21 protein-coding genes and 2 tRNA genes are annotated in these 24,407 nt (G+C 75.4%); 7 read left to right on the forward strand and 16 right to left on the reverse strand.

Going from position 1 to position 24,407, the window contains the following annotated elements:
* Window positions 1-8: 8 nt before the first annotated feature.
* The 5 genes from KRAD_RS05125 to KRAD_RS05145 form a co-directional block, all read right to left on the reverse strand.
* On the reverse strand, window positions 9-2,600 hold the full coding sequence (locus KRAD_RS05125) for a polynucleotide kinase-phosphatase (protein WP_012084462.1): 2,592 nt from the start codon (window positions 2,598-2,600) through the stop codon (window positions 9-11).
* Window positions 2,597-4,003, reverse strand: coding sequence for a 3' terminal RNA ribose 2'-O-methyltransferase Hen1 (locus tag KRAD_RS05130; RefSeq protein ID WP_041291913.1), 1,407 nt, complete (start codon window positions 4,001-4,003; stop codon window positions 2,597-2,599). Before KRAD_RS05130 ends, KRAD_RS05125 begins: the two co-directional genes overlap by 4 nt.
* A 96-nt stretch (window positions 4,004-4,099) precedes the next feature.
* Window positions 4,100-4,176: transfer RNA gene (locus KRAD_RS05135), tRNA-Met, on the reverse strand.
* A 134-nt stretch (window positions 4,177-4,310) separates the two neighbouring features.
* A tRNA-Met gene (locus tag KRAD_RS05140) sits at window positions 4,311-4,387 on the reverse strand.
* Window positions 4,388-4,490: 103 nt separating this feature from the next.
* Window positions 4,491-7,550 (reverse strand): UPF0182 family membrane protein, encoded by a 3,060-nt coding sequence (locus KRAD_RS05145; RefSeq protein ID WP_012084464.1) that lies wholly within the window; start codon window positions 7,548-7,550, stop codon window positions 4,491-4,493.
* Between the two features lie 96 nt (window positions 7,551-7,646).
* Between KRAD_RS05145 and KRAD_RS05150 the strand changes: the two genes are divergently transcribed.
* Entirely contained in the window at window positions 7,647-8,240 is a 594-nt protein-coding gene (locus tag KRAD_RS05150; protein ID WP_041291914.1) for a PPA1309 family protein, read from the forward strand.
* A gap of 50 nt (window positions 8,241-8,290) precedes the next feature.
* Here the strand turns inward: KRAD_RS05150 and KRAD_RS05155 are convergent, their stop codons facing one another.
* The gene (locus tag KRAD_RS05155) at window positions 8,291-9,421 is read right to left on the reverse strand and encodes a YlbL family protein (protein WP_012084466.1); all 1,131 of its coding nucleotides are present in this window, start codon (window positions 9,419-9,421) and stop codon (window positions 8,291-8,293) included.
* A gap of 168 nt (window positions 9,422-9,589) precedes the next feature.
* On the opposite strand from KRAD_RS05155, the gene KRAD_RS05160 reads away from it, so the two are divergent.
* Window positions 9,590-11,149 carry a zinc-dependent metalloprotease gene (locus KRAD_RS05160; RefSeq protein WP_238985708.1) on the forward strand — a complete coding sequence of 520 codons (1,560 nt, stop codon included), beginning with the start codon at window positions 9,590-9,592 and terminating at the stop codon, window positions 11,147-11,149.
* Between the two features lie 3 nt (window positions 11,150-11,152).
* Here the strand turns inward: KRAD_RS05160 and KRAD_RS05165 are convergent, their stop codons facing one another.
* From KRAD_RS05165 to KRAD_RS05185, 5 genes are all read right to left on the reverse strand, one after another.
* Complete coding sequence (locus KRAD_RS05165) at window positions 11,153-12,409, reverse strand: ROK family transcriptional regulator (RefSeq protein WP_012084468.1); 1,257 nt, start codon at window positions 12,407-12,409, stop codon at window positions 11,153-11,155.
* 7 nt (window positions 12,410-12,416) lie between these two features.
* Window positions 12,417-13,766 (reverse strand): sugar ABC transporter permease, encoded by a 1,350-nt coding sequence (locus KRAD_RS05170; protein WP_012084469.1) that lies wholly within the window; start codon window positions 13,764-13,766, stop codon window positions 12,417-12,419.
* Window positions 13,767-13,775: 9 nt separating this feature from the next.
* The gene (locus KRAD_RS05175; protein ID WP_012084471.1) at window positions 13,776-14,570 is read right to left on the reverse strand and encodes an ATP-binding cassette domain-containing protein; all 795 of its coding nucleotides are present in this window, start codon (window positions 14,568-14,570) and stop codon (window positions 13,776-13,778) included.
* Window positions 14,571-14,667: 97 nt separating this feature from the next.
* Entirely contained in the window at window positions 14,668-15,759 is a 1,092-nt protein-coding gene (locus KRAD_RS05180) for a sugar ABC transporter substrate-binding protein (protein ID WP_012084472.1), read from the reverse strand.
* A gap of 223 nt (window positions 15,760-15,982) precedes the next feature.
* On the reverse strand, window positions 15,983-16,600 hold the full coding sequence (locus KRAD_RS05185; protein WP_203417684.1) for a M48 metallopeptidase family protein: 618 nt from the start codon (window positions 16,598-16,600) through the stop codon (window positions 15,983-15,985).
* Window positions 16,601-16,980: 380 nt separating this feature from the next.
* Here KRAD_RS05185 and KRAD_RS26510 point away from each other — a divergent pair, with 380 nt between their 5' ends.
* Window positions 16,981-17,139, forward strand: a complete 159-nt coding sequence (locus KRAD_RS26510; RefSeq protein WP_085956122.1) for a DUF5679 domain-containing protein — start codon at window positions 16,981-16,983, stop codon at window positions 17,137-17,139.
* Between the two features lie 119 nt (window positions 17,140-17,258).
* Complete coding sequence (locus KRAD_RS23960; RefSeq protein ID WP_012084475.1) at window positions 17,259-18,086, forward strand: hypothetical protein; 828 nt, start codon at window positions 17,259-17,261, stop codon at window positions 18,084-18,086.
* 30 nt (window positions 18,087-18,116) lie between these two features.
* Here KRAD_RS23960 and KRAD_RS05195 read toward each other — a convergent pair whose 3' ends face one another.
* The 4 genes from KRAD_RS05195 to KRAD_RS05210 form a co-directional block, all read right to left on the reverse strand.
* Entirely contained in the window at window positions 18,117-18,323 is a 207-nt protein-coding gene (locus tag KRAD_RS05195; RefSeq protein WP_012084476.1) for a hypothetical protein, read from the reverse strand.
* A 44-nt stretch (window positions 18,324-18,367) separates the two neighbouring features.
* Window positions 18,368-18,649 (reverse strand): WhiB family transcriptional regulator, encoded by a 282-nt coding sequence (locus tag KRAD_RS05200; protein WP_238985709.1) that lies wholly within the window; start codon window positions 18,647-18,649, stop codon window positions 18,368-18,370.
* 209 nt (window positions 18,650-18,858) lie between these two features.
* Window positions 18,859-19,113 carry a hypothetical protein gene (locus KRAD_RS05205; RefSeq protein ID WP_012084478.1) on the reverse strand — a complete coding sequence of 85 codons (255 nt, stop codon included), beginning with the start codon at window positions 19,111-19,113 and terminating at the stop codon, window positions 18,859-18,861.
* Between the two features lie 197 nt (window positions 19,114-19,310).
* Window positions 19,311-21,416, reverse strand: a complete 2,106-nt coding sequence (locus tag KRAD_RS05210; RefSeq protein ID WP_012084479.1) for an ATP-dependent DNA helicase UvrD2 — start codon at window positions 21,414-21,416, stop codon at window positions 19,311-19,313.
* Window positions 21,417-21,576: 160 nt separating this feature from the next.
* Here KRAD_RS05210 and KRAD_RS05215 point away from each other — a divergent pair, with 160 nt between their 5' ends.
* Both KRAD_RS05215 and KRAD_RS05220 read left to right on the forward strand, forming a co-directional pair.
* The gene (locus KRAD_RS05215; protein ID WP_041292701.1) at window positions 21,577-21,828 is read left to right on the forward strand and encodes a mycoredoxin; all 252 of its coding nucleotides are present in this window, start codon (window positions 21,577-21,579) and stop codon (window positions 21,826-21,828) included.
* Window positions 21,829-21,838: 10 nt separating this feature from the next.
* Window positions 21,839-22,468, forward strand: coding sequence for a nucleoside/nucleotide kinase family protein (locus KRAD_RS05220; protein ID WP_012084481.1), 630 nt, complete (start codon window positions 21,839-21,841; stop codon window positions 22,466-22,468).
* Between the two features lie 3 nt (window positions 22,469-22,471).
* Here the strand turns inward: KRAD_RS05220 and nudC are convergent, their stop codons facing one another.
* On the reverse strand, window positions 22,472-23,446 hold the full coding sequence (gene nudC, locus KRAD_RS05225; RefSeq protein WP_083781965.1) for an NAD(+) diphosphatase: 975 nt from the start codon (window positions 23,444-23,446) through the stop codon (window positions 22,472-22,474).
* Window positions 23,447-23,487: 41 nt separating this feature from the next.
* On the opposite strand from nudC, the gene KRAD_RS05230 reads away from it, so the two are divergent.
* Window positions 23,488-24,405: a macrolide 2'-phosphotransferase gene (locus tag KRAD_RS05230; protein WP_041291915.1), complete on the forward strand. Its 918-nt coding sequence runs from the start codon at window positions 23,488-23,490 to the stop codon at window positions 24,403-24,405.
* Window positions 24,406-24,407: the final 2 nt, after the last annotated feature.

A 24,407-nucleotide genomic window follows, 5' to 3' on the forward strand; every position in this document is an offset into this window, starting at 1 on the left:
GGGTGGGGTCAGAGGCGGGGGTCGACCGGTTCGGACTCCAGGGCCAGGACGGCGAAGACGCACTCGTGCACCCGGTGCAGCGGTTCGGCGCGCGCGACCCGTTCCAGCCCCTCCAGGCCCAGGGCGTACTCGCGCAGGGCGAGCGACCGCTTGCGCCCCAGGGTGCGCTGCCGGAGCCGCTCCAGGTTGGCCGGCTCGGTGTAGGAGGGGCCGTAGACGATCCGCAGGTACTCCCGCCCCCGCACCTTCAGCGCCGGCTGGACCAGCCCGCGCCGGGTGCGGACCCGGTTGGCGAGGGGCTTGACGACCATCCCCTCCCCGCCGGCGCCGGTGAGCTCCTCCCACCAGGCGACCCCGGCCGCGGTGGAGGTCGCGTCGGCGGTGTCGACGACGAGCCGGCGGGTCGGGCGGAGCCGGTCGGAGCCGGCGGCGCGGGCGGTGCCCACGAGCCGGTCGGCCAGGTCCAGGTGCCAGTCGTGGGGGCGGTCGGCGAAGCTCGCCCCCTCGGCGGCGAGCACCGCGAACGGCGCCAGCTGGACCCCGTCCAGGCCGTCGGTGGGCCAGCAGTAGCGGCGGTAGGCGTCGGTGAAGGCGGCCACGTCGCCGGCCCGGGCGGCGGTGCGGGACAGCAGCCCGCCGACGTCGAGCCCGCGGCCGGCGGCCTGCTCCAGGACGCCCGTGGCGAAGGGCAGCGCGGAGCGCCCGGCGGCCCCGACGGAGGCGTACTGCTCGCGCAGCAGCGGTCCCGCCTTCGCGCTCCAGGGCAGCAGCTCGCCGTCCAGCAGGACCCAGCCGCTGCCGAGCTCGTCGAAGACGCCGGCGCCCTCGAGCGCCGCGCGCAGCTCGTCGACGAGGACGGCGGTGGTGGCGGGGTCGAAGAAGCTGCGCCCGGTGCGGGTCCAGACCGCTCCCCGCGCCCCGCCGGGGGCGCCGAAGCGCTGCGCCGCGACGCGCTCGTCGCGGCACACCAGGGCCAGGGCGCGCGAGCCCATGTGCTTCTCCTCGCACACCACCGCCCGCACGCCCTCGGCCGCGAACGCGGCGAACGCCTCGTCGGGGTGCTCGAGGAAGCCCTCGCGGGCCGAGGTGGCCACCGGCGCCGTCGTGGGGGGCAGGTGCAGCAGCCACCGGGGGTCGATCGCGAAGCGGGACACGACCTCCAGCGCGGCGGCGGCGTTCTCCTCGCGCACGCTGATCCGGCCGTGGTCGGCGGTCTCCACCACGCGCCGGCCGAGGACGTCGGTGACGTCGAGGACGTCGGGGTCGCGCCGGGTGGCGGCCTCGGGCTCGGCCACCATCACCGCCCCCGTCCCGGCGACGGGGAAGGGGCGCGCCGGTTCGTGGTGCACGGCCCGGGCCGGGACGGAGACGAGTTCCCGCTCGGGGTAGCGCAACGCGGTGAGGTGCCCGCCGAACACGCAGCCGGTGTCGACGCAGAGGGTGCCGTTGACCCACTCCGGTGCGGGCACGGGGGTGTGCCCGTAGACGACGGTCGCCCGGCCGCGGTAGTCCTCCGCCCACGGGTAGCGCACCGGCAGCCCGAACTCGTCGGTCTCCCCGGTGGTCTGCCCGTAGAGGCAGAAGTCGCGGACCCGTCCCGAGGCGCGGCCCTGGTAGCGCTCCAGGACCCCGGCGTGGGCGACGGCGAGGTTCCCGCCGTCCAGGACGTAGTGGGAGACCAGCGAGTCCAGGAAGGCCACGACCTGCGCGCGGAACTCCTCGGGTTCGCGCGCGAGCTGCTCCAGGGACTCGGCGAGGCCGTGGGTCACCTGGACGTCGCGCCCGCGCAGCGCCCGCAGCAGCTTGTCCTCGTGGTTGCCCGGCACGCACAGCGCGGTCCCGCTCGCCACCATCCCCATGACCAGCCGCAGCACCCCGGGGGTGTCGGGGCCGCGGTCGACGAGGTCGCCGACGAACACCGCGCGCCGCCCGGCGGGCGCGACGGCGTCGACGGCCCGGCCCTCGGCGTCCAGGACGAGGTCGTAGCCCAGCCGCCCCAGCAGGTCCACGAGCTCCTCCCGGCAGCCGTGGACGTCGCCGACGACGTCGAAGGGGCCGGTCTCGTCGCGGCGGTCGGTGTGCAGGCGGGTGCGGGTGACGGTGACGTCGTCGACCTCGGCGGGGTCGCGCAGGACGTGGACGGTGCGGAACCCCTCGCGTGCGAGCCCCTTGAGGCTGCGCTTGAGCTCGGCCCGCTGCCGGCGCAGGACGTGCGGGCCGAAGTCGCGGTCGGGGCGGGCGCGGTTGCGCTCCGCGCAGAGGGCCTCGGGCAGGTCGAGGACGATCGCGACGGGCAGGACGTCGTGGGCGCGGGCCAGCGCCACCAGCGACCTCCGCGCCGACTGCTGCACGTTGGTGGCGTCGACGACGGTGAGCCGGTTCGCGGCCAGGCGCTTGCCGACGATGAACTCCAGGACCTCGAAGGCGTCCTTCGTCGCGGACTGGTCGTTCTCGTCGTCGGAGACGATCCCGCGGCACCAGTCGCTGGAGATCACCTCGGTGCGCCGGAAGTTCGCGCGCGCGAAGGTGGACTTGCCCGACCCGGTGGTGCCGACGAGGACGACGAGGCTGGAGGCGGGGACGGTGAGCTCGCGGGTCACGCCGCCACCGCCCGGCTGAACACGGCGAGCTGGGTCGGGGGGCCCACCTGCGGGTCGGCGTCGCCGACGCCGAGGAGGCGGACGGAGTAGCCGAACCGGGCGCAGACGCCGTCGGCCCACCGCGCGAACTCCGCGCGGGTCCACTCGAAGCGGTGGTCGGCGTGCCGGAAACCGTTCTCGAACAGCTGGGCGTAGTGCACGTCGTACTCCCGGTTCGGGGTCGTCACCACGACCGTCGCGGGGGCGGCGTCGCCGAACACGACGCGTTCCAGGGCGGGCAGGCGCGGCGGGTCGACGTGCTCGACGACCTCGGACAGGACGGCGGCGTCCAGGCCCTTCAGCCGCTCGTCGCGGTAGGTGAGGGAGGACTGGAACAGCTGCACCCGCCCGGGGTCGGGCGCCCGGTCCAGGCGCAGCCGGCGGGAGGCCTGCTGCAGGGCCCGCACCGACACGTCGGTGCCGACGATCGAGGTGAACCGCGCGTCGGCGGCCAGGGCGGCGAGCAACTGCCCCTGCCCGCACCCCAGGTCCGCGACCCGGGCGGCCCCGGACTCGCGCAGGACGGCGAGGACCGCGGCCCGGCGGTGCTCGCGCAGCGGGACGCGCTGCTCCTCGCCGTCTCCGGCCGGGGTCGTCGCCGGTCCGGCGCCCCCCTCGTCGACGTCCGCGAGGCGGTCGAGGGCGTCGAGCACGAGGTCGCGGCGGTGCTTGAGGTAGCGGGCGGTGACGAGGTCGCGCTCGGGGTGGGTGGCGAGCCACTCCCCGCCGCGCCGGACCAGCTTGTCGACCTCCCGCTCGCCCACCCAGTAGTGCTGGGCGTCGTCGAGGACGGGCAGCAGGACGTAGAGCTGCGCGAGCAGGTCGGCCACGCGCGCCGAGCCCTCCAGCACCAGGTCGACGTAGCGGGAGGCGCCCCACCCCGGCACCGTCTCGTCCAGCGGCAGCTCCCGCGCGCTCACGTCCCAGCCGAGGGGCTCGAAGAGCCGGCGCACCAGGTCCGGGCCCCCGGAGCGGGCGGGGACGGCGGGCAGGCGCACCTGCAGCGGCCAGCGGAGGTCGACCAGCTCCGGGCGCGCCGTGCAGCGGCCGGCCAGGGCGGTGGAGAACGCCCGCCCGATGGCGACGGCGAGGAGGCTGGAGGCGGCGTAGGGGCGGTCGTTGACGTACTGGCCCAGGACGCTCTGGGTCTCCCCCCGGGCGGTGCGGACCAGCCCCACGGGGTCGACCTCCAGCACCAGCGCGACCGTGGTCCGCTCCGGGGAGCTCTCCGGGTAGAGCACGTGCGTCGTCACCGCCCCCTGCTCCGCGGTCTGGACGCGGTCGGGGTGCTTGTGCAGGAGGAACCCGAGGTCCCCGGCGGGGACGTCGGGCGCCGGGCGCTGCGCGGTCACGGTCAGGATCACGGGACCAGCTGACCACGGATCGCGGCCGGGACGCACGGGCTTTGGGTCCCGGGAACGACGAAGGCCCGGACCTCGTGGTCCGGGCCTTCGTCCTACTGGTAGCGGGGACAGGATTTGAACCTGCGACCTCTGGGTTATGAGCCCAGCGAGCTACCGAGCTGCTCCACCCCGCGTCGTGAGACCAACAGTACGTGGATCCCCCGGGGAGAGCAAATCGCCTGCACGGCAAGCGGACCGCGGTGGGGACGGGCTGTGGTGGCCGGGAACGACGAAGGCCCGGACCTCACGGTCCGGGCCTTCGTCCTACTGGTAGCGGGGACAGGATTTGAACCTGCGACCTCTGGGTTATGAGCCCAGCGAGCTACCGAGCTGCTCCACCCCGCGTCGTGGAACCAACGTTACGCCAGGATGGACGCGAGACCAAATCGCCCCCGCGGGCGGCACCGGCGCCGCGGGACGCGGCGCCGGTGCGCGGGCTCGGGGCGGGTCAGGGCGTGGGCGTCGCGGCCGGCGTCTCCCCCGGGACGGGCGGCGCGGACGAGGCCGACGGGCTGGAGCTGGACGTGGGCCCGCTCGTCCCGCTCCGCTCCAGCCGGGCCTCCGCCGCGCTGGCGGCGTCCACCGCGGCCCGCAACCGCTGCTGGGCCTCGCCGTACTTCGTGAAGTCCCCCTCGGCCAGGGCCGCGGAGGAGTCCTGGATGGCCCGCTTCGCGTTGTCCAGCGCCTGCTGCAGCTGCACCTGCGCGTCACCCGTGGCCGGGTCCGGCGCCGGTCCGCCCGTCGCGCCGTCGGTCGGGGCGGGGGTCCCCGCGGTGGGCGGCGGAGCGCCCTCGTCGCCGGCGCCGGCCCCGGAGTTCCCCCCGAACACCTCGTCGAGCGCCTCGTCGAGGGTGTTGGCGATGGCGATGTTGTCGCCGAAGACCGCGACCACCCGGCTCAGCCGCGGGAAGGAGTTGTCGCCGGTGCTCTGCGCGTAGATGGGTTCGACGTAGAGCAGCCCGCCCCCGACGGGCAGGGTCAGCAGGTTGCCGTAGATGACCCGGGAGTTGTCGCCCACGCTCAGCAGGCGGACCTGGTCGGCGACGGCGGTGTCGGAGCGGATGTTGTTCTGGATCTGCACCGGGCCGTTGACCGTCGTCGACTGCGGCAGCTCCAGGAGGCGGATCGTGCCGTAGCCCTCGCTCTTCGTCCCCTTCGTCGAGCCCGCGTCGGAGTCCACGGCGGCGAAGCCCCGCAGGACCTGGGTGCCGGAGGCGTTCGCGTTCGAGGCCGGCACGTAGGTCGTCGTCAGGCTGTACGTCGGGGTGTCCTGCTCGGGCATCCGCAGCGTCAGGTAGTACGGCGGCTGGGAGGGACGGACCGTCCCCGCGGCCGCGTCGACCGTCGGGTCGCCCGGCACGTCCCAGAAGTCCTGCCCGGTGAGGAAGGACGCCGGGTCGGTGACGTGGTAACGGGTGAGGACCTCGCGCTGCACCTTGAACATGTCCTGCGGGTAGCGCAGGTGCTGCATGAGCGAGCCGTCGATCGCCGACAGCGGTTCCACCGCCCCCGGGAAGGCCTTCATCCACGCCTTCAGCACCGGGTCGGTGTCGTCCCAGGCGTACAGGTCCACCTTCCCGGTGTAGGCGTCGACGGTGGCCTTGACCGAGTTGCGGACGTAGTTCACGGTGCGGTCCTGCAGCGCCTGGACGCTGCTGCCCTGGGTCTGGGTCAGCGCGTCGGTCGTGGCGTCGCCGAGCTCGGTCGCGGCCGAGTACGGGTAGGAGTTCGAGGTGGTGTAGCCGTCGAGGATCCACACGACGCGGCCGTCGACGATCGAGGGGTAGGCGTCCCCGTCCATCGTCAGCCACGGCGCGACCTTCTCGACCCGCTCCCGCGGGGTGCGGTCGTAGAGGATCCGCGACTCCGGCGTCACCGAGCCGGACAGCAGGATGTTCTGGTCGCCGAACTTCAGCCCGTACACGAGCTTCTGCAGCAGGCTGCCCACCGCGACCCCGCCGGAGCCGTCGTACTCGGTGGTGGCGAACCCGCCCGCGGAGCCGTCGGGGTAGTCGATCTCGTTGTCGCGCCCGCCCACGATCGAGTAGGTCGTCGTGCCCTCGCCGAAGTAGATGCGGGGCTGCTCCAGGTCCAGGTCCCCGCTGGTGGGGACGTTGGCCTCGACGTAGCTGGGGCTGCCGTCGGGGGCGCGGTCGTTGCCCTGCGCCACGACGACCCCGTAGCCGTGGGTGTAGATGGTGTGCTCGTTCACCCAGGTGCGCTGGTTGTCGGCCAGACCGGCGAGGTTCAGCTCGCGGGCGGCCACGACGGCGTCCTGGGTGCCCCCGTCGGGCGTGGCGTAGCGGTCCACGTCGAGGGTCTCGCCGAACTTGTAGTACCCCCGCTGGCCCTGGGTCTGCTGGAAGGCCTGGGAGACGACGGAGGGGTCGAGCAGGCGGACGCTGGGGATGGTCTGGGCGTCCTCGGACAGCTGCCCCTGGGAGGCGGTGGTGTCGGCCGCGTAGGTCGACACCTCCACGTCGGAGAGGTCGTAGGCGTCCCGGGTCGCGTCGATGTTCTTGCCGACGTACTCCGACTCCAGGCTCTGCCGGTTGGGGGTGACCTGGAAGCGCTGCACGGCCCAGGGGTAGATCCCGCCGATGGCGATCGCGCTGACCACGAGCAGGCCCGTCCCGATGGCCGGCAGCCGCCAGGACGTCCCCACGGCCGCGGCCACGAAGAGCAGGGCCACCACCACGGCGATGAGGGCCAGGATCGCCTTCGACGGCAGCACCGCGTGCACGTCGGTGTAGGTGGGTCCCACCACGCCGCGGACGTAGCCGGAGCTGGTGGTCATCAGCTCGTAGCGGTCCAGCCAGTACCCCGCCGCGCGCAGCAGCAGGAACGCCGCCGCCAGCGAGGCCAGGTGGACGCGGGCCGCGCGCGTCGTGCGCGGACCGGCCCCGGACAGCCGCAGCCCCCCGTAGAGGTAGTGCGCGGCGAGCCCGGCGATGCCCGCGAGGACGACGGCCGCGGTGAGGAAGCTGACCAGGAACGCCAGCCACGGCAGGGTGAAGACGTAGAAGCCCTGGTCCATCCTGAACTGCTCGTCGCGCGTCCCGAAGTCGACGCGGTTCCACCACAGCAGCAGCGTCTCCCAGCGGCTCATCGCCACCGACCCGCCGAAGAGCCCGGCCGCGGCCGACAGCACGACCACGACGAGCCGGCGCAGCGGCTCCAGCGACTCGCGGTAGCGGTCCAGACCGGCCTGCTCGTCGGAGACCGGCGCGTAGATCGGCCGGGCGCGGTAGCCGAGGGTCAGCGAGACCGCGACCGCGGCGGCCAGCAGCAGGGCCCCCAGGGTGAAGAGCAGGACCTGCAGCCACAGCTTGGTGGTGAAGGTCGGCAGGAAGCCCAGCTGGTCGAACCACCACACGTCGGCGGTGATCCGGGCGCCGACGACCACCGCGATCACGACCGCGACCAGGATGACGACGGTGGGCAGGGCTGCGCCGCGGCGACGTCGCCGGAGCACCGGCCGCGAGGGACCGCGTGGGGAGAAGCTCACGACCAGGCAACTTACAAGCCCCCGTCCGGGTGCCCCTCGTCGTCCCCGTCGGACGCATCGTGACCACTTCGTTGTCAGCGGGTCCTCCGTGCCACCATGCGAGCCGTGAGTTCCGACGCGCAGACCTCCCCGTCCTCCGTCCCGGGCCCCTCCGGCCTGTGGCGGACCGTCGCCGAGATCGAGCGCCACGTCGCCGCCGACGGCTGGGGCGCCCCCCTGCGGCTGTTCGCCCTCGTCCGCACCGCCGACGCCCTGGCCCGCGACCCCGACCTCGAGTGGCGGCTGCCCGCCAACGTCGTCGAGGAGGCGCGCGCGGACCCCGACCACCTCACCTCCGTCGAGCAGGAGGGCGTCCCCGAGGTCTCCGACCTCGACGACCTGCTCGCCCAGCTGGCCTGGCCCCGGGGGGTCGACGGCGCCGCCCTGGTCGTGGAGCGGATCCTCGTGCCCCCGGACGCCGAGGCCGAGGTGCGCGCGGCCACGCCCGCGGGCGACGAGGCGGCCCGCGCCCGGGCGCTGGCCGCCCACCCGCTGGCCGAGGACGTCCGGATCGCCGTCGGGGTGCTGCGCGACGGCCGCCACGAGTGCGCCGTGCGCTCGCGCTCGAAGGACTCCGACGGCGAGGTGCGCACCGGGGCGGACCTGGTGCCCGGGCTCGTCAGCGCGCTGCAGGCGACCTTCTCCGACTGAGCCCGCCGGGCGCGGACGGGCCCCGCGGGGCCCGTCCGCCGTCGAGGCGCCTAGCGCGCGACGTCGTCGCAGGTGGGCAGGGTGCCGCCCTCCCCCGCGCCGATCGCCTCGACGGCCTCGCGGGCCTCGTGCAGCGTCGAGACCGGCAGCACCGCGATGCCCTCCGGGGTCGCCCCCGCGACCTGGGCGCACTCCGCGCGGGGGGCGAGGAACCACTCCGCCCCGTCCGCCCGGGCCCCCAGCACCTTCTGCCGCAGGCCGCCGATCTGCTGCACGGTGCCGTCGGCGGTGATCGAGCCCGTCCCCGCGACGTGCTCGCCGCCGGTCATCGCCCCCGGGGTCAGCTCGTCGACGATCCCGAGGGCGAACATCGTCCCCGCGCTGGGCCCGCCGACGTCGTCGATGGCGATGTCGATGGAGAACGGGAACTCGTAGTCGACGTGGGGGGTGATCCCCAGCAGGGTCCGGCCCTCGGCGGCCACGGTCCGGGTGGTGACGGTACGGGCCTCCCCGCCGCGGGTCAGGCCGAGGGTGACCTCCTCCCCGCCGGGCAGGGCCTGGACGGCGGCCTGCAGCGCCGCGAAGTCCGCGACGGGGACGCCGCCGACGGCGGTCAGGACGTCGCCGGGGCGCAGCGCCGCCGCGGCCGGGACGTCGGCGGCGACGGACTCCACCCGGGTCGTCGTGGTGGCCGGGACGTCGATGCCCAGCTCGGTGAGCGCGGCGACCTTGGCGTTGGTCTGCGAGCCCGTCATCTCGGCCGCGCTGCGGGCGTCGGCCTCCTGCTGGGACTGCCGCTCGGGGAAGTACAGCGCCCGGGGCACGACGTTGACCGCGGGGTCCAGCCAGCCGGTGAGCAGCTCGCCCAGCGTCATCTCCAGGCCGGGGCCCCCGCGCAGGGACACCGTCGTGAGGTCCAGCCGGCCCCGCGTGGGGTAGGTGGGGGCCCCGGCGACGGTGATCAGGCCCTCGCCGTCCTCCCCCTCCCCGGAGCCCGCGATGACGTCGGTCACCGGCCCCGGGCTGAGCGCGACGTAGGGGACGTGCACCACGCCCAGCAGCGCCGCGCCGAGGACGGCGGCGAAGGAGGAGACCACCAGCAGCGCGCCCCGCGGGCTCAGCGAGGTGGGCCGGCTCCCGGGCGACGGCGGACGGGGCTCGGCGGAGGACGCGCTCGACACCCGCCGCAGCCTACGTTCGCCCAGGGTGAAGCCGGGCCCGGAGGCGGAACGCGCACCGCCCGCCGGTCGTCGGGTCGGGTGCGGGGCGTCATCATGGGGGGCGACCTGCGAAGGACCCAGCCGGGCCGCGTCGCAGGACACGGGCCGGTCGACGATGCGGAGGACACGGTGGACCAGCGAGACGACGACGGACGGGAACGTCCCGAGGGCGAGGACGGCCCCGAGCAGACCCCGCGCGGCGAGGGCGTGGAGAAGACCCCCGACGAGCAGCGCGGGCAGCCGGGCTTCCGGCCCTCGGGCACGCCGGGTCGGCAGGACCCCGCGCCCGGGCAGGGCAGCGGCAACCCGCTGGAGGACCTGCTCGGTCCCCTCTTCGGCGGGCAGTTCCCCGGCGGGCAGTTCCCCGGCTTCCCGGGGGGCCAGTTCCCCGGCTTCCCCGGCGGGGTGCCGCAGGGCATCCCCGGCTTCGGCGAGGCCGGGTTCGACCCGGCGGTCATGGGCCAGGTGCTGGGGCAGCTGCAGAAGTTCCTCTCCACCCCCTCCGACGCCCCGGTGAACTGGGACGTCGCCCACGACCTGGCCCGCCAGGCCGCCGCCAAGGACGGCGACCCCACGCCGAACGCGGTCGACCGGCGCGAGGTCGAGGACGCGCTGCGCGTGGCCGACCTCTGGCTGGACGGCACGACCGACCTCGCGGCCGCCGCGACGACCCTGGAGGCCTGGAGCCGCGCGGAGTGGGTCGAGCGGACCATGCCGGTCTGGCGCCAGCTCGTGGAGCCGGTGGCGACGAACGTGGCCGCGGCCATGGGCGACGCGATGGCCGCGCAGGCCCCCCCGGAGCTGGCCGCGGTGCTCGGCTCGGCCGGGGCGATGCTGCGCCAGGTCGGGGGCGGGGTGTTCGGCATGCAGGTGGGGCAGGCCATCGGCCAGCTCGCCGGTGAGGTCCTCTCCACCACCGACGTCGGGCTGCCGCTGGCGCCGGACGGCAAGGCCGCGCTGGTGCCCGAGAACGTCCGGGCCTTCGCCGACGGCCTCGAGGTCCCCATCGACGAGGTCCGCCGCTACCTGGCCCTGCGCGAGGCCGCCCACCAGCGGCTGTTCACCCACGTGCCGTGGCTGCGCAGCCACCTGCTGGGGTCGGTGGAGTCCTTCGCCCGCGGGATCAGCGTCGACGGCGAGCGCATCGCCGAGGCCGCGAGCCAGATCGACCCCGCGAACCCGGAGTCGCTGCAGGAGGCCCTGTCCTCGGGCATCTTCGAACCCGAGAGCACCCCCGACCAGCAGGCCGCGCTGGCCCGGCTGGAGACGGCGCTGGCCCTCGTCGAGGGGTGGGTGGACCACGTCACCGACGAGGCCGCCCGCCCGGTCCTGCCGCACGCGGCGGCGCTGCGCGAGACGATGCGGCGCCGGCGCGCGACGGGCGGGCCGGCCGAGCACGCCTTCGCGGTGCTGGTGGGCCTGGAGCTGCGCCCGCGCCGGGCCCGCGAGGCCACGGCGCTGTGGGAGCTGCTGCTGGCCCGCGGGGGCCGCAGCGCCCGCGACGCGGTGTGGGACCACCCGGACCTGCTGCCCACCGCCGGGGACCTCGACGACGCGACGGCGTTCGTCGAGCGCCGGCTGGGGAGCGCCGGGGCGCCGGTGCAGGAGGAGGACGCGATGGACGCCGCCCTGCGCGACCTGCTCGACGGCGGGTCCGGGGAGGGTCCGGGGAGCACCCCGCAGGGCTGAGGGTCAGGCCCGGAGGACGGCCGGGGCCCGTTCGCGGTCCACCGCGAGCGGGCCCAGCGGGTCCTCCAGCAGGGGGGTGAGGGCCAGCTCGGCCGCGCCGAGGACGGTGGAGCCCTCCCCCAGCGCCGACGTGCGGACGCTGACGCCCGCGCGCATGGCCGGCATGACGAGGCGGTCGACCCAGGGCATGACGTCCTCGCGGACCTCCGGCCACAGCCGGTGCCACAGGCCCTCGCCCAGGACGACGGCCTGGGGGTCGAAGAGGTGGACGATGTTGGCCAGGCCCCGGGCGAAGGCGCGCGACAGCTTGTCGCGGGTGCGGCGGGAGACGACGCCGCCGGCGGCGAGGCGGGCCAGGACGAGGTCGGCGAGGTCCGGGGCGTCGCCGTCGAGGCCGAAGGGCTCGGCCCAGGCGGCGGCGAGGGTCTCGCTCTCCCAGCAGCCGCGGCTGCCGCAGCGGCAGGCCCGGCCGTCGGGGTCGACGCTGACGTGGCCGACCTCCCCCGCGTAGCCGCGGTGGCCGGTCAGCGGGTGCCCGCCGGTGAGGACGCCGCCGCCGAGGCCGTGGGTCCCGCAGAGGTACACGACGTCGGTGAGGCCCGCGGCCGCGCCGCGGCGGTGCTCGGCGAGGAGCCCGAGGTCGGCGTCGTTGGCGACGTCGACGCGCAGCCGGTGACCGGTGGCGTCCTCGAGGGCGGTGGTGACCAGCGCCGCGAGGGGCACGTCGCGCCAGTCCAGGTTGGGGGCGTGGGCGATGACCCCGTCCCCGGCGCGGACCAGGCCGGGCACGGCGACCCCGACCCCGGCCAGCAGCCCCGGCGGGGACTCGGCGAGCAGGGCCGCGGCCGCCCCGGCCAGCACCTCCGCGGCGCGTTCGGGGCTCGGCGGGGCCGGGGTGGCGACGGTGCGCCGGCCCCGCACGACCCCGCCCAGCCCCACCCGCACGACCTGGACGGCGTGCACGTCGACGTAGCCGGCGAGCACCTCCGCCCCGCCGTCGCGGGGGCGGACCTCCAGCGAGGGGCGCCCGACCCGGCCCGGGGCCTGGTCCACGGGGGCCTGCTCCACCAGCAGCCCCGCCTCGACGAGGGCGCCGACGAGGGTCCCGGTGGTGGAGCGGTTGAGCCCCAGCTCGCGGGTGACCTCGGCGCGGGTGGCGCCGCCGCGGGTGTGGACCAGGCCCAGCAGCGCGCGGAGGTTGTGCCGGCGGACGTCCTCGGTGCTGCGTCCCCGCGCTCCCCCCGCCGCCGGCCCGTCCACGACCCGCTCAGACCGCCGAGGAGGCGCGACGGCGGCGCGAGACGGCGTCGACGGTCGCGGCGAGCAGCAGGACCGCGCCCGTGACGAGGTAGTTGACGTACTGCGCCTGCCCGAGCAGGCCGAGGCCGTTGGCGATGGCGGCGATGACGAGCCCGCCGATGACGGCGTTGGACACCCGGCCCTTGCCGCCGAAGAGGCTCGTGCCGCCGATGACGGCGGCGCCGACGCCGAGCAGCAGGGTGTTCGCCCCGCCGGAGCCGGGGGCCACCGAGTTGAGCCGGGAGGCGTCGATGACGCCGGCCAGCGCGGCCAGGGTGGAGCCGATCATGAACACCGACATCCGGATCCCGCGCACCGAGATGCCGGCCCGGCGGGCCGCCTCGGGGTTGCCGCCGACGGCGTAGACGTGGCGGCCGTAGCGGGTGCGGCTGAGCACCAGGGTCAGCACGACCAGCAGCACCGCGATGAGCGGCACCGAGTACGGGATCCCGGCGAGCTGGATGCTGGCGACCCGCGCCCGGTTCTGGCTCAGGACGGCGGTGACCAGGAACAGCACGGCCACGACCACGACCAGCCGGGCGATCACCACGCCGAGATTGTCGCGCGAGAGCCCGCGGCGTCGTTGACCGGCCCACCGACCGAGGCTGACGGCGGCGTAGCCGGCGGCGGCGAGGGCGGTGAGGACCCAGCCCAGCCACACCGGGACGTTGGAGTTCGCGATGGCGACGATGACGTCGTCGCGCACGGCGATGGTGCCGCCCTCGCCGATGAGGCGCAGGGTGATGCCCTGCACGCCCAGGAAGAAGGCGAGGGTCACGACGAAGGACGGGATGCCGACCCGCGCGACCAGCAGGCCGATCAGGGTGCCCAGCACGAGGCCGGTGAGCAGGGCGGCCAGCAGCCCGACGACCCAGTTCACGCCGCTCTCGCGCAGCACGAGGGCCATCACGGCCGCGGAGGCGCCGCCGGCGACGCCGGCGGACAGGTCGATGTCGCCGAGCAGCAGCACGAAGGTCAGGCCCATCGCGAGCACGATGATCGAGGAGGCCTGGACGAGGAGGTTGGCGATGTTGCCCGCGGTGGGGAAGGTGTCCGGGCGCAGCAGGGAGAACAGCACGAAGAGGACGACCAGCCCGGCGATCGCGGGCAGCGAGCCGATGTCCCCGCCGCGCAGCCGGGCGAGGTAGGCCTGGACGCCCTCGCGGAAGGTCGGTTCCGGCGCGGGCTGGGCCAGGGCGCTGCCGCCGCCGGCGGTGGCGCGGGCGAGCTGGGCGATGCGCTGCTGCTCGGTGAGTTCCGCGGGCTCGGGGGTGGCCCGCTCGGGCCCCTGGGGCGGACGGTGTCCGGTGGTCGACATGGGGTCTCCTCAGACCGGGGCGGAAGCGGTGGCGGGAGCGAGACCGAGGTCGCCGGAACGTCCCGTGGTGATGAGCTCGACGACCTGGCTGCTGGTGACGTCGCGGGTCCGCACGGTCGCGGCCGACCGGCCCAGGTAGAGCGCGGTGATGTGGTCGGCGACCTCGAAGACGTCGCTGAGGTTGTGCGAGATGAGCACGACGCCGAGGCCATTGTCGGCCAGGCGCCGCACGAGGTCGAGGACCTGGCGGGTCTGCGCCACGCCGAGGGCCGCGGTCGGCTCGTCGAGCAGCACGACGCGGGAGTTCCACAGGACCGCCTTGGCGATGGCCACGGTCTGGCGCTGACCGCCGGAGAGGCTGGAGACGAGCTGGCGCACCGAGCGGACGGTGCGGACCGAGAGGCCGGCCAGTGTCTGGCGGGCCAGTTCCTCCATCGTCGGTTCGTCGAGCAGCACGCCCCGGCGCTTCTCGCGGCCGAGGAACATGTTCTGGACGATGTCGAGGTTGTCGCAGAGCGCGAGGTCCTGGTAGACGACCTCGATCCCGAGGTCGCCGGTGTCGCGGGGGCCGCTGATGGAGACGGGTTTCCCCTCGAACAGGTACTGCCCGGCGTCGATGGTGTAGATGCCGGCGATGCACTTCACGAGCGTCGACTTGCCGGCGCCGTTGTCACCCACGAGGGCGGTGACCTCCCCGGCCCGGACGTCGAGGTCGACGCCGTGCAGCACCTGGACGGCGCCGAAGCTCTTGTCGATGCCGCGCAGCGACAGCAGCGCCGGCGCGTCGGTGGTGGTGGAACTCATGGACCCCTCCTCGGGGAGCGCGGGAACGGCCCGCCGGTACCCCGCGCGCGGGCGGGGTACCGGTGGGTCGTGCGGAGGTGGTGAGCAGCGGGTCCGGTCAGGAGATGCCGAGCTCGGTGCAGGCGGCGGCGAACTCGCCGGTGCACAGTTCCGCGGCCTCGACGAAACCGGCGTCGACGACGGACTTGACCTTGTCCCGGGTGATGAGCTGCGGTTCGAGGAGGATGGACTTGACCTCGCGGCCACCGGTGGTGTCCTCGGCGGTGCCGGTGGTCTTCGGCTCCTCCCCCTTGATGAGGGCGATCGCGATGTCGGACAGCGCCTTCGCCTCCTCGTCCACCGGCTTGTAGACGGTCATGCACTGGGTCTTGGCGAGGACGTTCTGCAGACCCTGGGTGGTCGCGTCCTGGCCGGTGACCGGGACCGTGCCGGCCAGCCCGTTCTTGGCGAGGATGGAGATGGCGGCGTTGCCCAGCCCGTCGTTGGCGGCGAGGACGCCGTCGATCTTGCCGCCCTGCTGGGTGAGCATCTGCTCGAAGATGGTGGCGGCCTGCTGGTTGTCCCAGTCGGGGACGGACTGCTCGGCCACGACCTTGTAGTTCGTCATCGGGTCGAGGACGCTGTGCGCGCCGGCCGAGAACATCCCGGCGTTGTTGTCGGTCGGGGAACCGTTGAGGTAGACGATGTTCTTGTCGCCGGCCCCGAGGCACTGGGCCAGGCCCTGGCCCTGCTGCTCCCCGACCTTGGTGTTGTCGAAGGAGACGTAGTAGTCGGCGGAACCGCCCAGGGTCAGGCGGTCGTAGTCGATCGTCTGCACGCCCTGCTTCTTGGCCTTGGCCTGGATCGCGGCGCCGGAGTCGGAGTCGAGGTTGACGATGGCGAGGACCTTGACGCCCTGGGTGAGCATCTGGTCGGCGATGGTCTGCATGTTCGACGCGTCGCCCTGGGCGTTCTGGATGTCGGCCTCGACGCCGGCGTCCTCGAACGCCTTCTCGAGCAGGGGCCGGTCGAAGGACTCCCAGCGGGCCGAGGACTTGGTGTCGGGGAGGATCACGCCGACCTCCGCGGCCGAGGAGGAGGATTCCCCGCCCTCGGTGGAGGACGCCCCGGGGTCGCTGCTGCCGCAGGACGACACCAGGAGCGCGCCGGCCACGCCGGTCGCGAGCAGGACTGAGGATCGAATGCGCATGGATGCCCCTTCGCATCTCCGCCTCCCGGCGGCGGCCGCCGGGAGTAAGTTGTGCGCCGCAACATATACCTCCACCAGGCCCTCAGCGGGGTTCGTGACCGGGTTGTGACCGAGAACCCGCCGGACGGGTACGACGGCGCGCGGCCCGGGGGAACCCGGGCCGGAGCGGGTGGTGGACCGCGGTCCGGCGGCGGTCCGGTGGTGGTCCGGTGGTGGTGCGGCGTCAGCGGGAGGTGGTGACGACCTCGACGGCCGAGGACCCGTCCCCGACCCCGTCGACGCGGACGACGCGGTGCCCGTCCGGGGCGGCGTCCCCGTCGGTGACGTCCTCGTCGTCGTCGTGGTGACCGGGACCCTCGCGGCCCGTCGCGTGGTCCACCCCGGCGAGGAACCCGCGCGCCCGCTCGGTGCGGGGGTAGGACTCCAGCAGCGCCCAGAAGGCGCGCGAGTGGGTGGGCACCAGCAGGTGGGCGAGCTCGTGCAGCAGCACGTAGTCCAGGACCCAGCTGGGCATCCCCTGCAGCCGGCTGGAGAGGCGGATGCTCCCGTCCGCGGGGGTGCACGACCCCCAGCGGTGGTGCTGGTTCTCGACCCAGGCCACCGACGCGGGCCGGGCGAGCCCGTCCAGGTGGCGGCGGGACAGCTCGCGGGCGCGCTCCAGGAGGTCCCCCTCCAGGGGGTTGCGCCGGCGGTCGGCCGCCTCGAGGCGGGTGACCATCCGGTCCACCCACTCCCGCTCCTCGGCCGGGGTGAAGCGCGCGGGGATGAGCACCACGGTGCGCTCGCCGTCGCGGTAGGCCGAGACCGTCCGGGTCCGGCGGCGGCTGCGGCGCACGTCCACTAGACCACCGTCGGCCCGGCCGCCGTCGACCCGGCCGCCGTCGACCCGGGCACCGGGGTGGGGCGGGGCCGCGGCGCGGCGCTCCGGGGCGCCGTCGCGGGTCTCGAGCGCCGCGGGGGCAGCGTCGAGCGCCGGTGCACCCTCCTGGTGGGCCCTCACCCCCGGCAGGGTACCCGTCCCGCCCCCGGGAGCCTCCCCCCTTCCGGGATCCGCGCGGTGCGCGTCGTGGCGGGCAGGCCCGGGGCGGGCCGGGGGAACGCGCCGGCGCGCCCCGCGGCGCCGCGCAGGGCACGATGCCGGTCAGGACCACCGGCCCGCCGGCGGGCCGGGGTGGCCCAGCGCGGACCGCCGTCCGGAGGCGAACGACACGAGGAGGCACCATGGCCGAGATCTGGAGCGGGGAGTTCTACTGCGTGAAGTGCAAGGAGAAGCGCGAGGCGGAGGGCCAGGTCGTGGAGACCAACGGCCGCCGGATGGCGAAGGGGAAGTGCCCCGTGTGCGACACCAACCTCAACCGCATCCTCGGCAAGGCGTCCTGACCGCGCCCCACCCCGCCCCGACCACCGGTCGGTGACCCCGCGCGGCGGGGCCACCGCCGGCGGGGAGCGCCTGTGGACGACGCGGTCCACCCCCGGCGCGGCTGCGGCACAGTGACCGCGTGCCCTCCCCCGCCACCCCGGTCCCCCGCGGGGCCCTCCCCTCCGCCGTCCCCGTCGTCGCCCGCCCCGACGGCCGGTTCCAGGTGGGGTCGGCCCCGCGCAGCGCCGTCGTGCTGCGCACCCCGCCGGTCGTGGCCGGGCCCTGGGGCGGACCGGGCCGCCCGGCCCACCCCGGCGCGGAGGAGGGACGCGCCTGGTCGGTCTACGACCGGTCCGGACCGGACCCCGCCGAGCGCATGGCGCTGCGGGCGCAGGCGGGCGTCGCCGTCGTCGGGTCGCCGCGCACCGCCGACGTCCTGCTGCAGCTGCTCGCCGACGCCGGGGTCGGGCGGTTGCTGTGCGAGCGCCCGCAGGCGGTGCCCGCCGGGACCCGGACCGCCGGGCGGCCCGGCGACCCCGGAGCGGCCGACGTCGTCGTCCTGCTCGACGAGCACAGCGCCCGCCCCGTCCTGGCCGACGGGCTGGTGGCCGACGGGGTCGCCCACCTGTCGGTGGTCCTGCGCGACACCGACGCCCTGGTGGGGCCGATGGTGCTGCCCGGCCGCTCGGCGTGCCTGCGCTGCGTGGACCGCTGGCGCACCGACGCGGACCCGGTCTGGCCGGCGGTGCGGGACGCGCTGTCGCGCACCGCACCCCGGCCCACCGACGCCGCGACCGCGGCGACGGTCGCAGGAGTCGCTGCGCTGCAGGTGCTCTCGCACCTGGACGGAGCTCTCCCGGCAGCCCTGGGCTGCACCCTCGAACTGCTCCTGCCCGAAGGGCGGGTGCGGCGGCGGGGCTGGGGGCCGCACCCGGGCTGCGGGTGCGTGGAGCTGCCGGTCCCCTAGGGGAGCGGCGGCCCCGCCCGGGAGGGCGGATCAGACCGCGGCGAACTCGCGCTCGCCGGCGGCCGCGGCGGCCGCCGCCTCGGCGCGGTCGGCGCGGACGGCCAGCACGAGGGCGCGGCGGGCGGCGACCTCGGCCTGGCGACGGGCGCGCAGGGCGCGGGCCGCCCGCACCCGGGCGGCCTCGCGGTGCAGGGTGACGAGGCGTTCTCGCACCAGCATCTCCTCGACGTAGGACATGGCGACTCCAGGTTCGGTTCCGGTCAGGGGTTCCCGCCGCGCGCTCACGCGGCGACGGGGTGCTTGCGCGGGCGACCGCGCGGACGCTTGCGGGGGACGACGACCCCGGAGAGGACGAGCTGGCCGCCCCACACCCCCCAGGGCTCGTTGCGCTCCAGCGCCCCGGCGAGGCAGGCGTCGAGGAGCGGGCACTCCTGGCACAGCGACTTGGCGAGCTCGACGTCGTCGGGCTTCTCGGCGAACCAGAGCTCGGAGTCGAATCGGCGGCAGGGCAACGGGTCCGGCGTGTGGCGGCGGGTCACGCCGCTCACCTCCTCCTGGGTCACGGCGACGTTCCTGGCGTCACCGGCGGTACGGGTGCTCGATCGGTCCCCTCGACCCGGTCGGGTCGGGTGCGTGGGCTGGGACGGGGTCTGCGGTGTCATCTCTCTGCGTTCTCCGGCGAGTGGTTCGGCGTCGAAGAGCCCACGAACGCAAAATGGCCGCGGACCCGAGGGAATCGGGATCCGCGGCCTGAGAGGCTGCCGGTCTGGAGCTAGACCGGTGGACTCGAGGTCGAGGGTCCCGAGGACGGGAAGGAGGAGGAGGTGCCGTGGTCGGCCCGGCGCAGGCGCCCGGTGGTCCCCGGGAGCAGACGCACTCCACCCGTCGTCATGACGGGAGTGGAGGCGTGGCTGCGCTCCCACGCGGTGCCGGTGGCAGCGATCGGGGAAACCTGGGTGAGCGCGCAGGCGACGAGGGCGTCGACGGTGCCGGTCTTCGCGGTGACCGCGTTCACGGTGCTGTCCATCGTGCTGCCCCCCTCTCCACTGCGTCCGCGCGGGATCCGTCCTCGCGCTGTCGTGCTCCTGACTGTAGGGGTACCGGCGTCGCGGCGACAACGCCTTTTCCCGCCGATTCCCCGACGAGTTCCCCTCCGACGTTCAACCGCCCGCGGAACCGTTGCCCCGCAACGATTCCGCCGAACCCGGGACGGCAGGACCGGACTCAGCCGGCGGCCAGGACCGCCAGCACGTCGTCGGCGTACTTCTCCAGCTTCGCCGGGCCCACCCCGGGGATCCGGGCCAGGGCCGCGGTGTCGCCGGGCATCGCCTCGGCGATCGCGACCAGGGTGGCGTCGGTGAACACGACGTAGGCCGGCACCTCGGCCGCCTTGCACGTCGCGCTGCGCCACTCGCGCAACCTCTCGAAGACGGCCTCGTCGTAGCTGGAGGGGCAGTCGGTGCAGCGCCCGAGCTTGCGCTCCACGGCCACGGTGAGCGAGGCCCCGCAGACCCGGCAGAGCAGCGGGCCGCTGGTGCGCTTGGTGCGGGCCCCCGCGGGCGTGACCGCACCGGCGCGACGCCCGGCGGGCGCCGCCTGCGGGCGGACCGCGTCGAGGAAGCGGGAGGGCTTGCGGGTGGCCCGCCCGCCCGGGGTCCGGGAGTTCGCCCAGGACAGGTGGATCCCCTCGCGCGCACGGGTCACCCCGACGTAGAGCAGCCGGCGCTCCTCCTCGACGTCGTCGGGGGTCTCCGCGAACGAGATCGGCAGCAGCCCCTCGCTCACCCCGACCAGGAACACCACGTCCCACTCCAGGCCCTTGGCCGCGTGGAAGGAGGCCAGCGTCACCCCGTCCACGGTCGGGGCGTGCTGGGCCTGGCTGCGTTCCACCAGCTCGTCCACCAGGTCGCTCAGCTGCGCCCCCGGGCGCTTCTCGGCCAGCTCGTCGGCCAGCACGACCAGCGCCTGCAGCGACTCCCAGCGCTCGCGGGTCGCCCCCCCGGCGGTGGGGGCCTTCTCGTCCCAGCCCGCCGAGGACAGCACCGCCCGGGTCTCGGTGCCGAGGTCGTGGCCCGGCAGGGCCGCCCGGGCGCCGCCGCGCAGCAGCACGATCGCGTCGCGGACCTCCTTGCGGGAGAAGAACCGCTCCCCGCCCCGCACGACGTAGCCGACCCCGGCGTCGGCGAGGGCGGACTCCAGGGCCTGCGACTGGCCGTTGGTGCGGAACAGGATCGCGATGTCCTTCGCGCTGCGCCCGGCGCGGACCTCCGCGGCGATGCGGGCCGCGACCCCGGAGGCCTCGGCGACGTCGTCGTCGTAGGCGGTGAAGGAGGGCGGCGGGCCGGAGGGACGCTGGGCGATGAGCTCCAGGCGGGCCTGCGCGTGCCGCCCGGTGGCCATCGACAGCACCGAGTTCGCCAGGCCGACGACCTCGGGGGTGGAGCGGTAGTCGCGCACGAGCCGCACCACGGTCGTGCCGGGGTGGCGGCGGGGGAAGTCCAGCAGGTGCTCGGGGGTGGCCCCGGCGAAGGAGTAGATGGTCTGGCTGGCGTCGCCGACCACGCAGAGGTCCTGGCGCCCGCCCAGCCACAGGTCCAGCAGCCGCTGCTGCAGCGGGGAGACGTCCTGGTACTCGTCGACGACGAAGTGGCGGTACTGCTCGCGGACGGTCGCGGCGACGTCGGGCCGCTCGTCGAGGATGCCCGCGGTCAGCAGCAGGACGTCCTCGAAGTCGATGACGGCCCGGTCGGTCTTGACGTCCTCGTAGGTGCGCACGAGGCGGGCCACGGAGGCGAGGTCGAGCCCGCCCGGCTCCCCGCGCCCGGCGGCGGCCGCGACGCGCACGTAGTCGTCGGGGTCGACGAGCATGACCTTGGTCCACTCGACCTCCGCGGACAGGTCCCGCACCCGGGTGCGGTCGGCCGGGATCCGCAGCCGGTTGCAGGCGTCGGCGATGAGCGGGGCCTTGTGCTCGACCAGGTTCGGCAGCGTCCCGCCGATGGACTGCGGCCAGAAGAACTGCAGCTGCCGCAGCGCGGCGGCGTGGAAGGTCCGGGCCTGGACGCCGGCGACGCCGAGGTCGCGCAGGCGGGTCCGCATCTCCCCCGCGGCGCGCGCGGTGAAGGTGACCGCCAAGACGCGGTTGGGCACGTACGCGCCGGAGTGCACGGCGTAGGCGATGCGGTGGGTGATGGCCCGCGTCTTGCCCGTGCCCGCCCCGGCCAGCACGCAGACGGGACCCTCGAGGGTCGTCGCGACCTGGCGCTGCTCGGGGTCGAGGCCGGCGAGGACGGAGTCGGCGTCGGGGCGCGTCGTGGTGGTCGTCGTCATGGCCCCGGCATCTTCTCCCACCGCACCGACAGCCGGGGCCAGGTGGGCGGCGCGTCGTGGACGACGCGCCGGGGAAGATGCCTGTGGCTCCCGCGGTTGCACGGGGGGCACGTCACCGCGACCCGCGGTGACCTCGAGACAGGAGCAGTGCGTGTCCACGATGGAGGCCCCCGCGGCCGGCAGCGTCACGATGTTCACCACGACGTGGTGCGGCTACTGCCGCCGCCTGAAGTCGCAGATGGACCGCGAGGGCATCAGCTACTCCGAGGTCAACATCGAGGAGGTCCCCGACGCGGCCGAGTACGTCATGCAGGTCAACGGGGGCAACCAGACCGTGCCGACGCTGCTCTTCCCCGACGGCTCCGCGGCGACCAACCCCTCCCTGGCCGAGGTCAAGGCCAAGCTCGCCTGACCCCCGGCGGTTGAGCACCACCTTCCGGCCCACCGGCCCGCGCGAGTTCGCCGACCGGTGGGCCGCGGCCCTGCCCGCGGGCGCGCGGGTCGGCGTGGACGGCGCCGTCGACGCCGACACCCGCTGGTACGCCGACCACCTCGTCGCGGCCCTGCGGGAGCGGGCGCGTCCGGTCCTCGTCGCGGACTGGTCCGGCTTTTGGCGCCCGCGCTCGCTGCGCTACGAGTTCGGCCGCGACGACCCCGACGCCTTCCACGACACCTGGCTCGACGTCGCGGGCCTGTACCGCGAGGTCCTCGACCCCCTCGGCGCGCCGAGCGGACGGTGGTGGGTGCCGTCGCTGTACGACCCGGCGACCGACCGGGCCTCCCGCGCCCCGCGCCAGGACGTCCCCGACGACGCGGTGCTGGTGTTCGCGGGACCGTTCCTGCTGCGCGAGGACGTCCGGTGGGGCTTCGACGCCGTGCTGCACCTGTCGACCTCCGACGCCGCGATCCGGCGCCGGGTCCCGGCCGGGGACGCCGACCGGGTGCTCGGGGGCTGGCGGCGCTACCTGGAGCTCAGCGAGCCCGCCGACCTCGCCACCGCCGTGCTGCGGTGCGAGGACCCCCGCCACCCCGCGGAGCTGCTGCGGCCGTAGCGGTCAGGCCCAGGGCCGCTCGTCGGGGACGGGGATCGGGCCGCCGTACCAGGCCTCGATGAGGCGGCGGGCGATGGACACCCCCGGCGGGGGCAGGACCCGGCCCGCGGCGAGCTCCTCGGCGAGCTGCGCCCGGCTGAACCAGCGGGCGAGGGCGATCTCGTCGCCGTCGACCTTGATGTCGGTGGTCACCGCCCGCGCTGCGAACCCCACCATGAGGCTCGCCGGGAACGGCCAGGGCTGGCTGCCCAGGTAGCGCACGTCGTCGGGCTCGGAGCCGACGACGATCCCGGCCTCCTCGAACGCCTCGCGCCGCACGGTGTCCTCGAAGCACTCCCCCGGCTCCACGAACCCCGCCAGCACCGAGTAGCGGTTCTCCGGCCACACCGGCTGGTGGCCCAGCAGCAGCTCGTCGTCGGGGGAGATCACGGCCATGATGACCGCGGCGTCGGTGCGGGGGAAGTGCTCCTTGCCGTCGGGCTCGACCTTCACCCAGCCCGACGAGGCCGGGACCAGCGGCTGACCGGTGCGCGGGGAGAACCGGGTCACCGCGTGCCAGTTGCCCATCGACAGCGCCTCGGTGAACAGCCCCGCGTCGCGGGCGGGCAACTGCTCCCCGACCTCGCGCAGCCCGCGCCACTCCTCGCCGCCGCCCGCGCCGTCGGTGGTCTCGGGCTCGGCGTCGGGCGAGACGACCGCGACGTGGTGCACGCCGTCGTCCACGCCGAGGTACAGCTGCAGGTCGTCCGGGCCGGGCGCGGGGACCTCGGCGGGGGCGCGCAGGACCAGCCGCGGGCCCGCGGGGGTGCTCACCACGGGGGCGCGCCCGGCGTGGACCTGCAGGACCCGGGTGCCCGGGGAGGCCCACAGCTCCGCCAGCCGCGAGGGCGAGACCCGGTTCACCCCGGCCCGGTCGAGGTGCTGGCGGGACAGCGCCAGGTCGCGCAGCGGAGGGCTCGGGAGGGGCACGGGGGTCACACCTGCACCCTATGCAGGCCGCCGCGCAATACCGTGGGGGTGTGTCCGCCCGCTCCCCCCGTGTCCTCGCCGCCCTCGCCACCGCCGCCGTGCCGGGGCTGGACGTCGTCGCGGCGGGCCCCACCGACACCGACGGCGCCGACTTCGACGTCGCCGTCGTGGTCGACGCGGAGGGCCGCCGCTTCGTCGTGCGGGCCCCGCGCCGCGCCGCGGCCGCCGCCGCCCTCGACGCCGAGGTGGAGCTGCTCGCGGGGCTCGTCGAGCCGCTGCCCTTCGCCGTGCCCGAACCCGCCGGCACGCTGGCGCTGCCCGACGGCGGGCGCTGCGTCGTGCACCGGGAGCTGCCCGGCTCCCCCCTCGACCCCGCCGACCTGCGTCCCGGCCCGGGGCTGGCCGCGTCCATCGGCGCCGGGCTCGCCGCGCTGCACCAGATCGACGCCGGGGTCTTCGGCGACGCCGGGGTCCCCGTCTACGACGCCGAGGAGTACCGCCGGCGACGGCTGTCCGAGCTGGACCGGGCCGCCGCCACCGGTCACGTCCCGCCGCGGCTGCTGACCCGCTGGGAGGTCCTCATGGAGGACGTCACCCACTGGCGCTTCGCCGCCACCCCCGTGCACGGCGACCTCGTCGGGGAGCACGTCCGCACCGACGGCTCCCGGCTCACCGGCATCACCGGCTGGGTCGACGCCAAGATCGCCGACCCGGCCGACGACTTCGCCTGGCTCGCCGTCGGGGCGGAGCCCGACGCCCTGGAGTCCGTCCTCGAGGCCTACGCCCACGCCCGCCGCGAGCCCCCGGACCCCGACCTGCTCCTGCGCGCGCGCCTGGCCGGGGAGCTGGCGCTGGCGCGGTGGCTGCTGCTGGGGCTGCGGATCGAGGACGCCTCGATCGTCGAGGACGCCCAGCGGATGCTCGACGACCTCGACGCCCACGCCGACTCCACCCCGCTGGGCCCCTGAGC

The sequence above is a fragment of the Kineococcus radiotolerans SRS30216 = ATCC BAA-149 genome (genome assembly GCF_000017305.1).
Taxonomy (GTDB): Bacteria; Actinomycetota; Actinomycetes; order Actinomycetales; family Kineococcaceae; genus Kineococcus; species Kineococcus radiotolerans.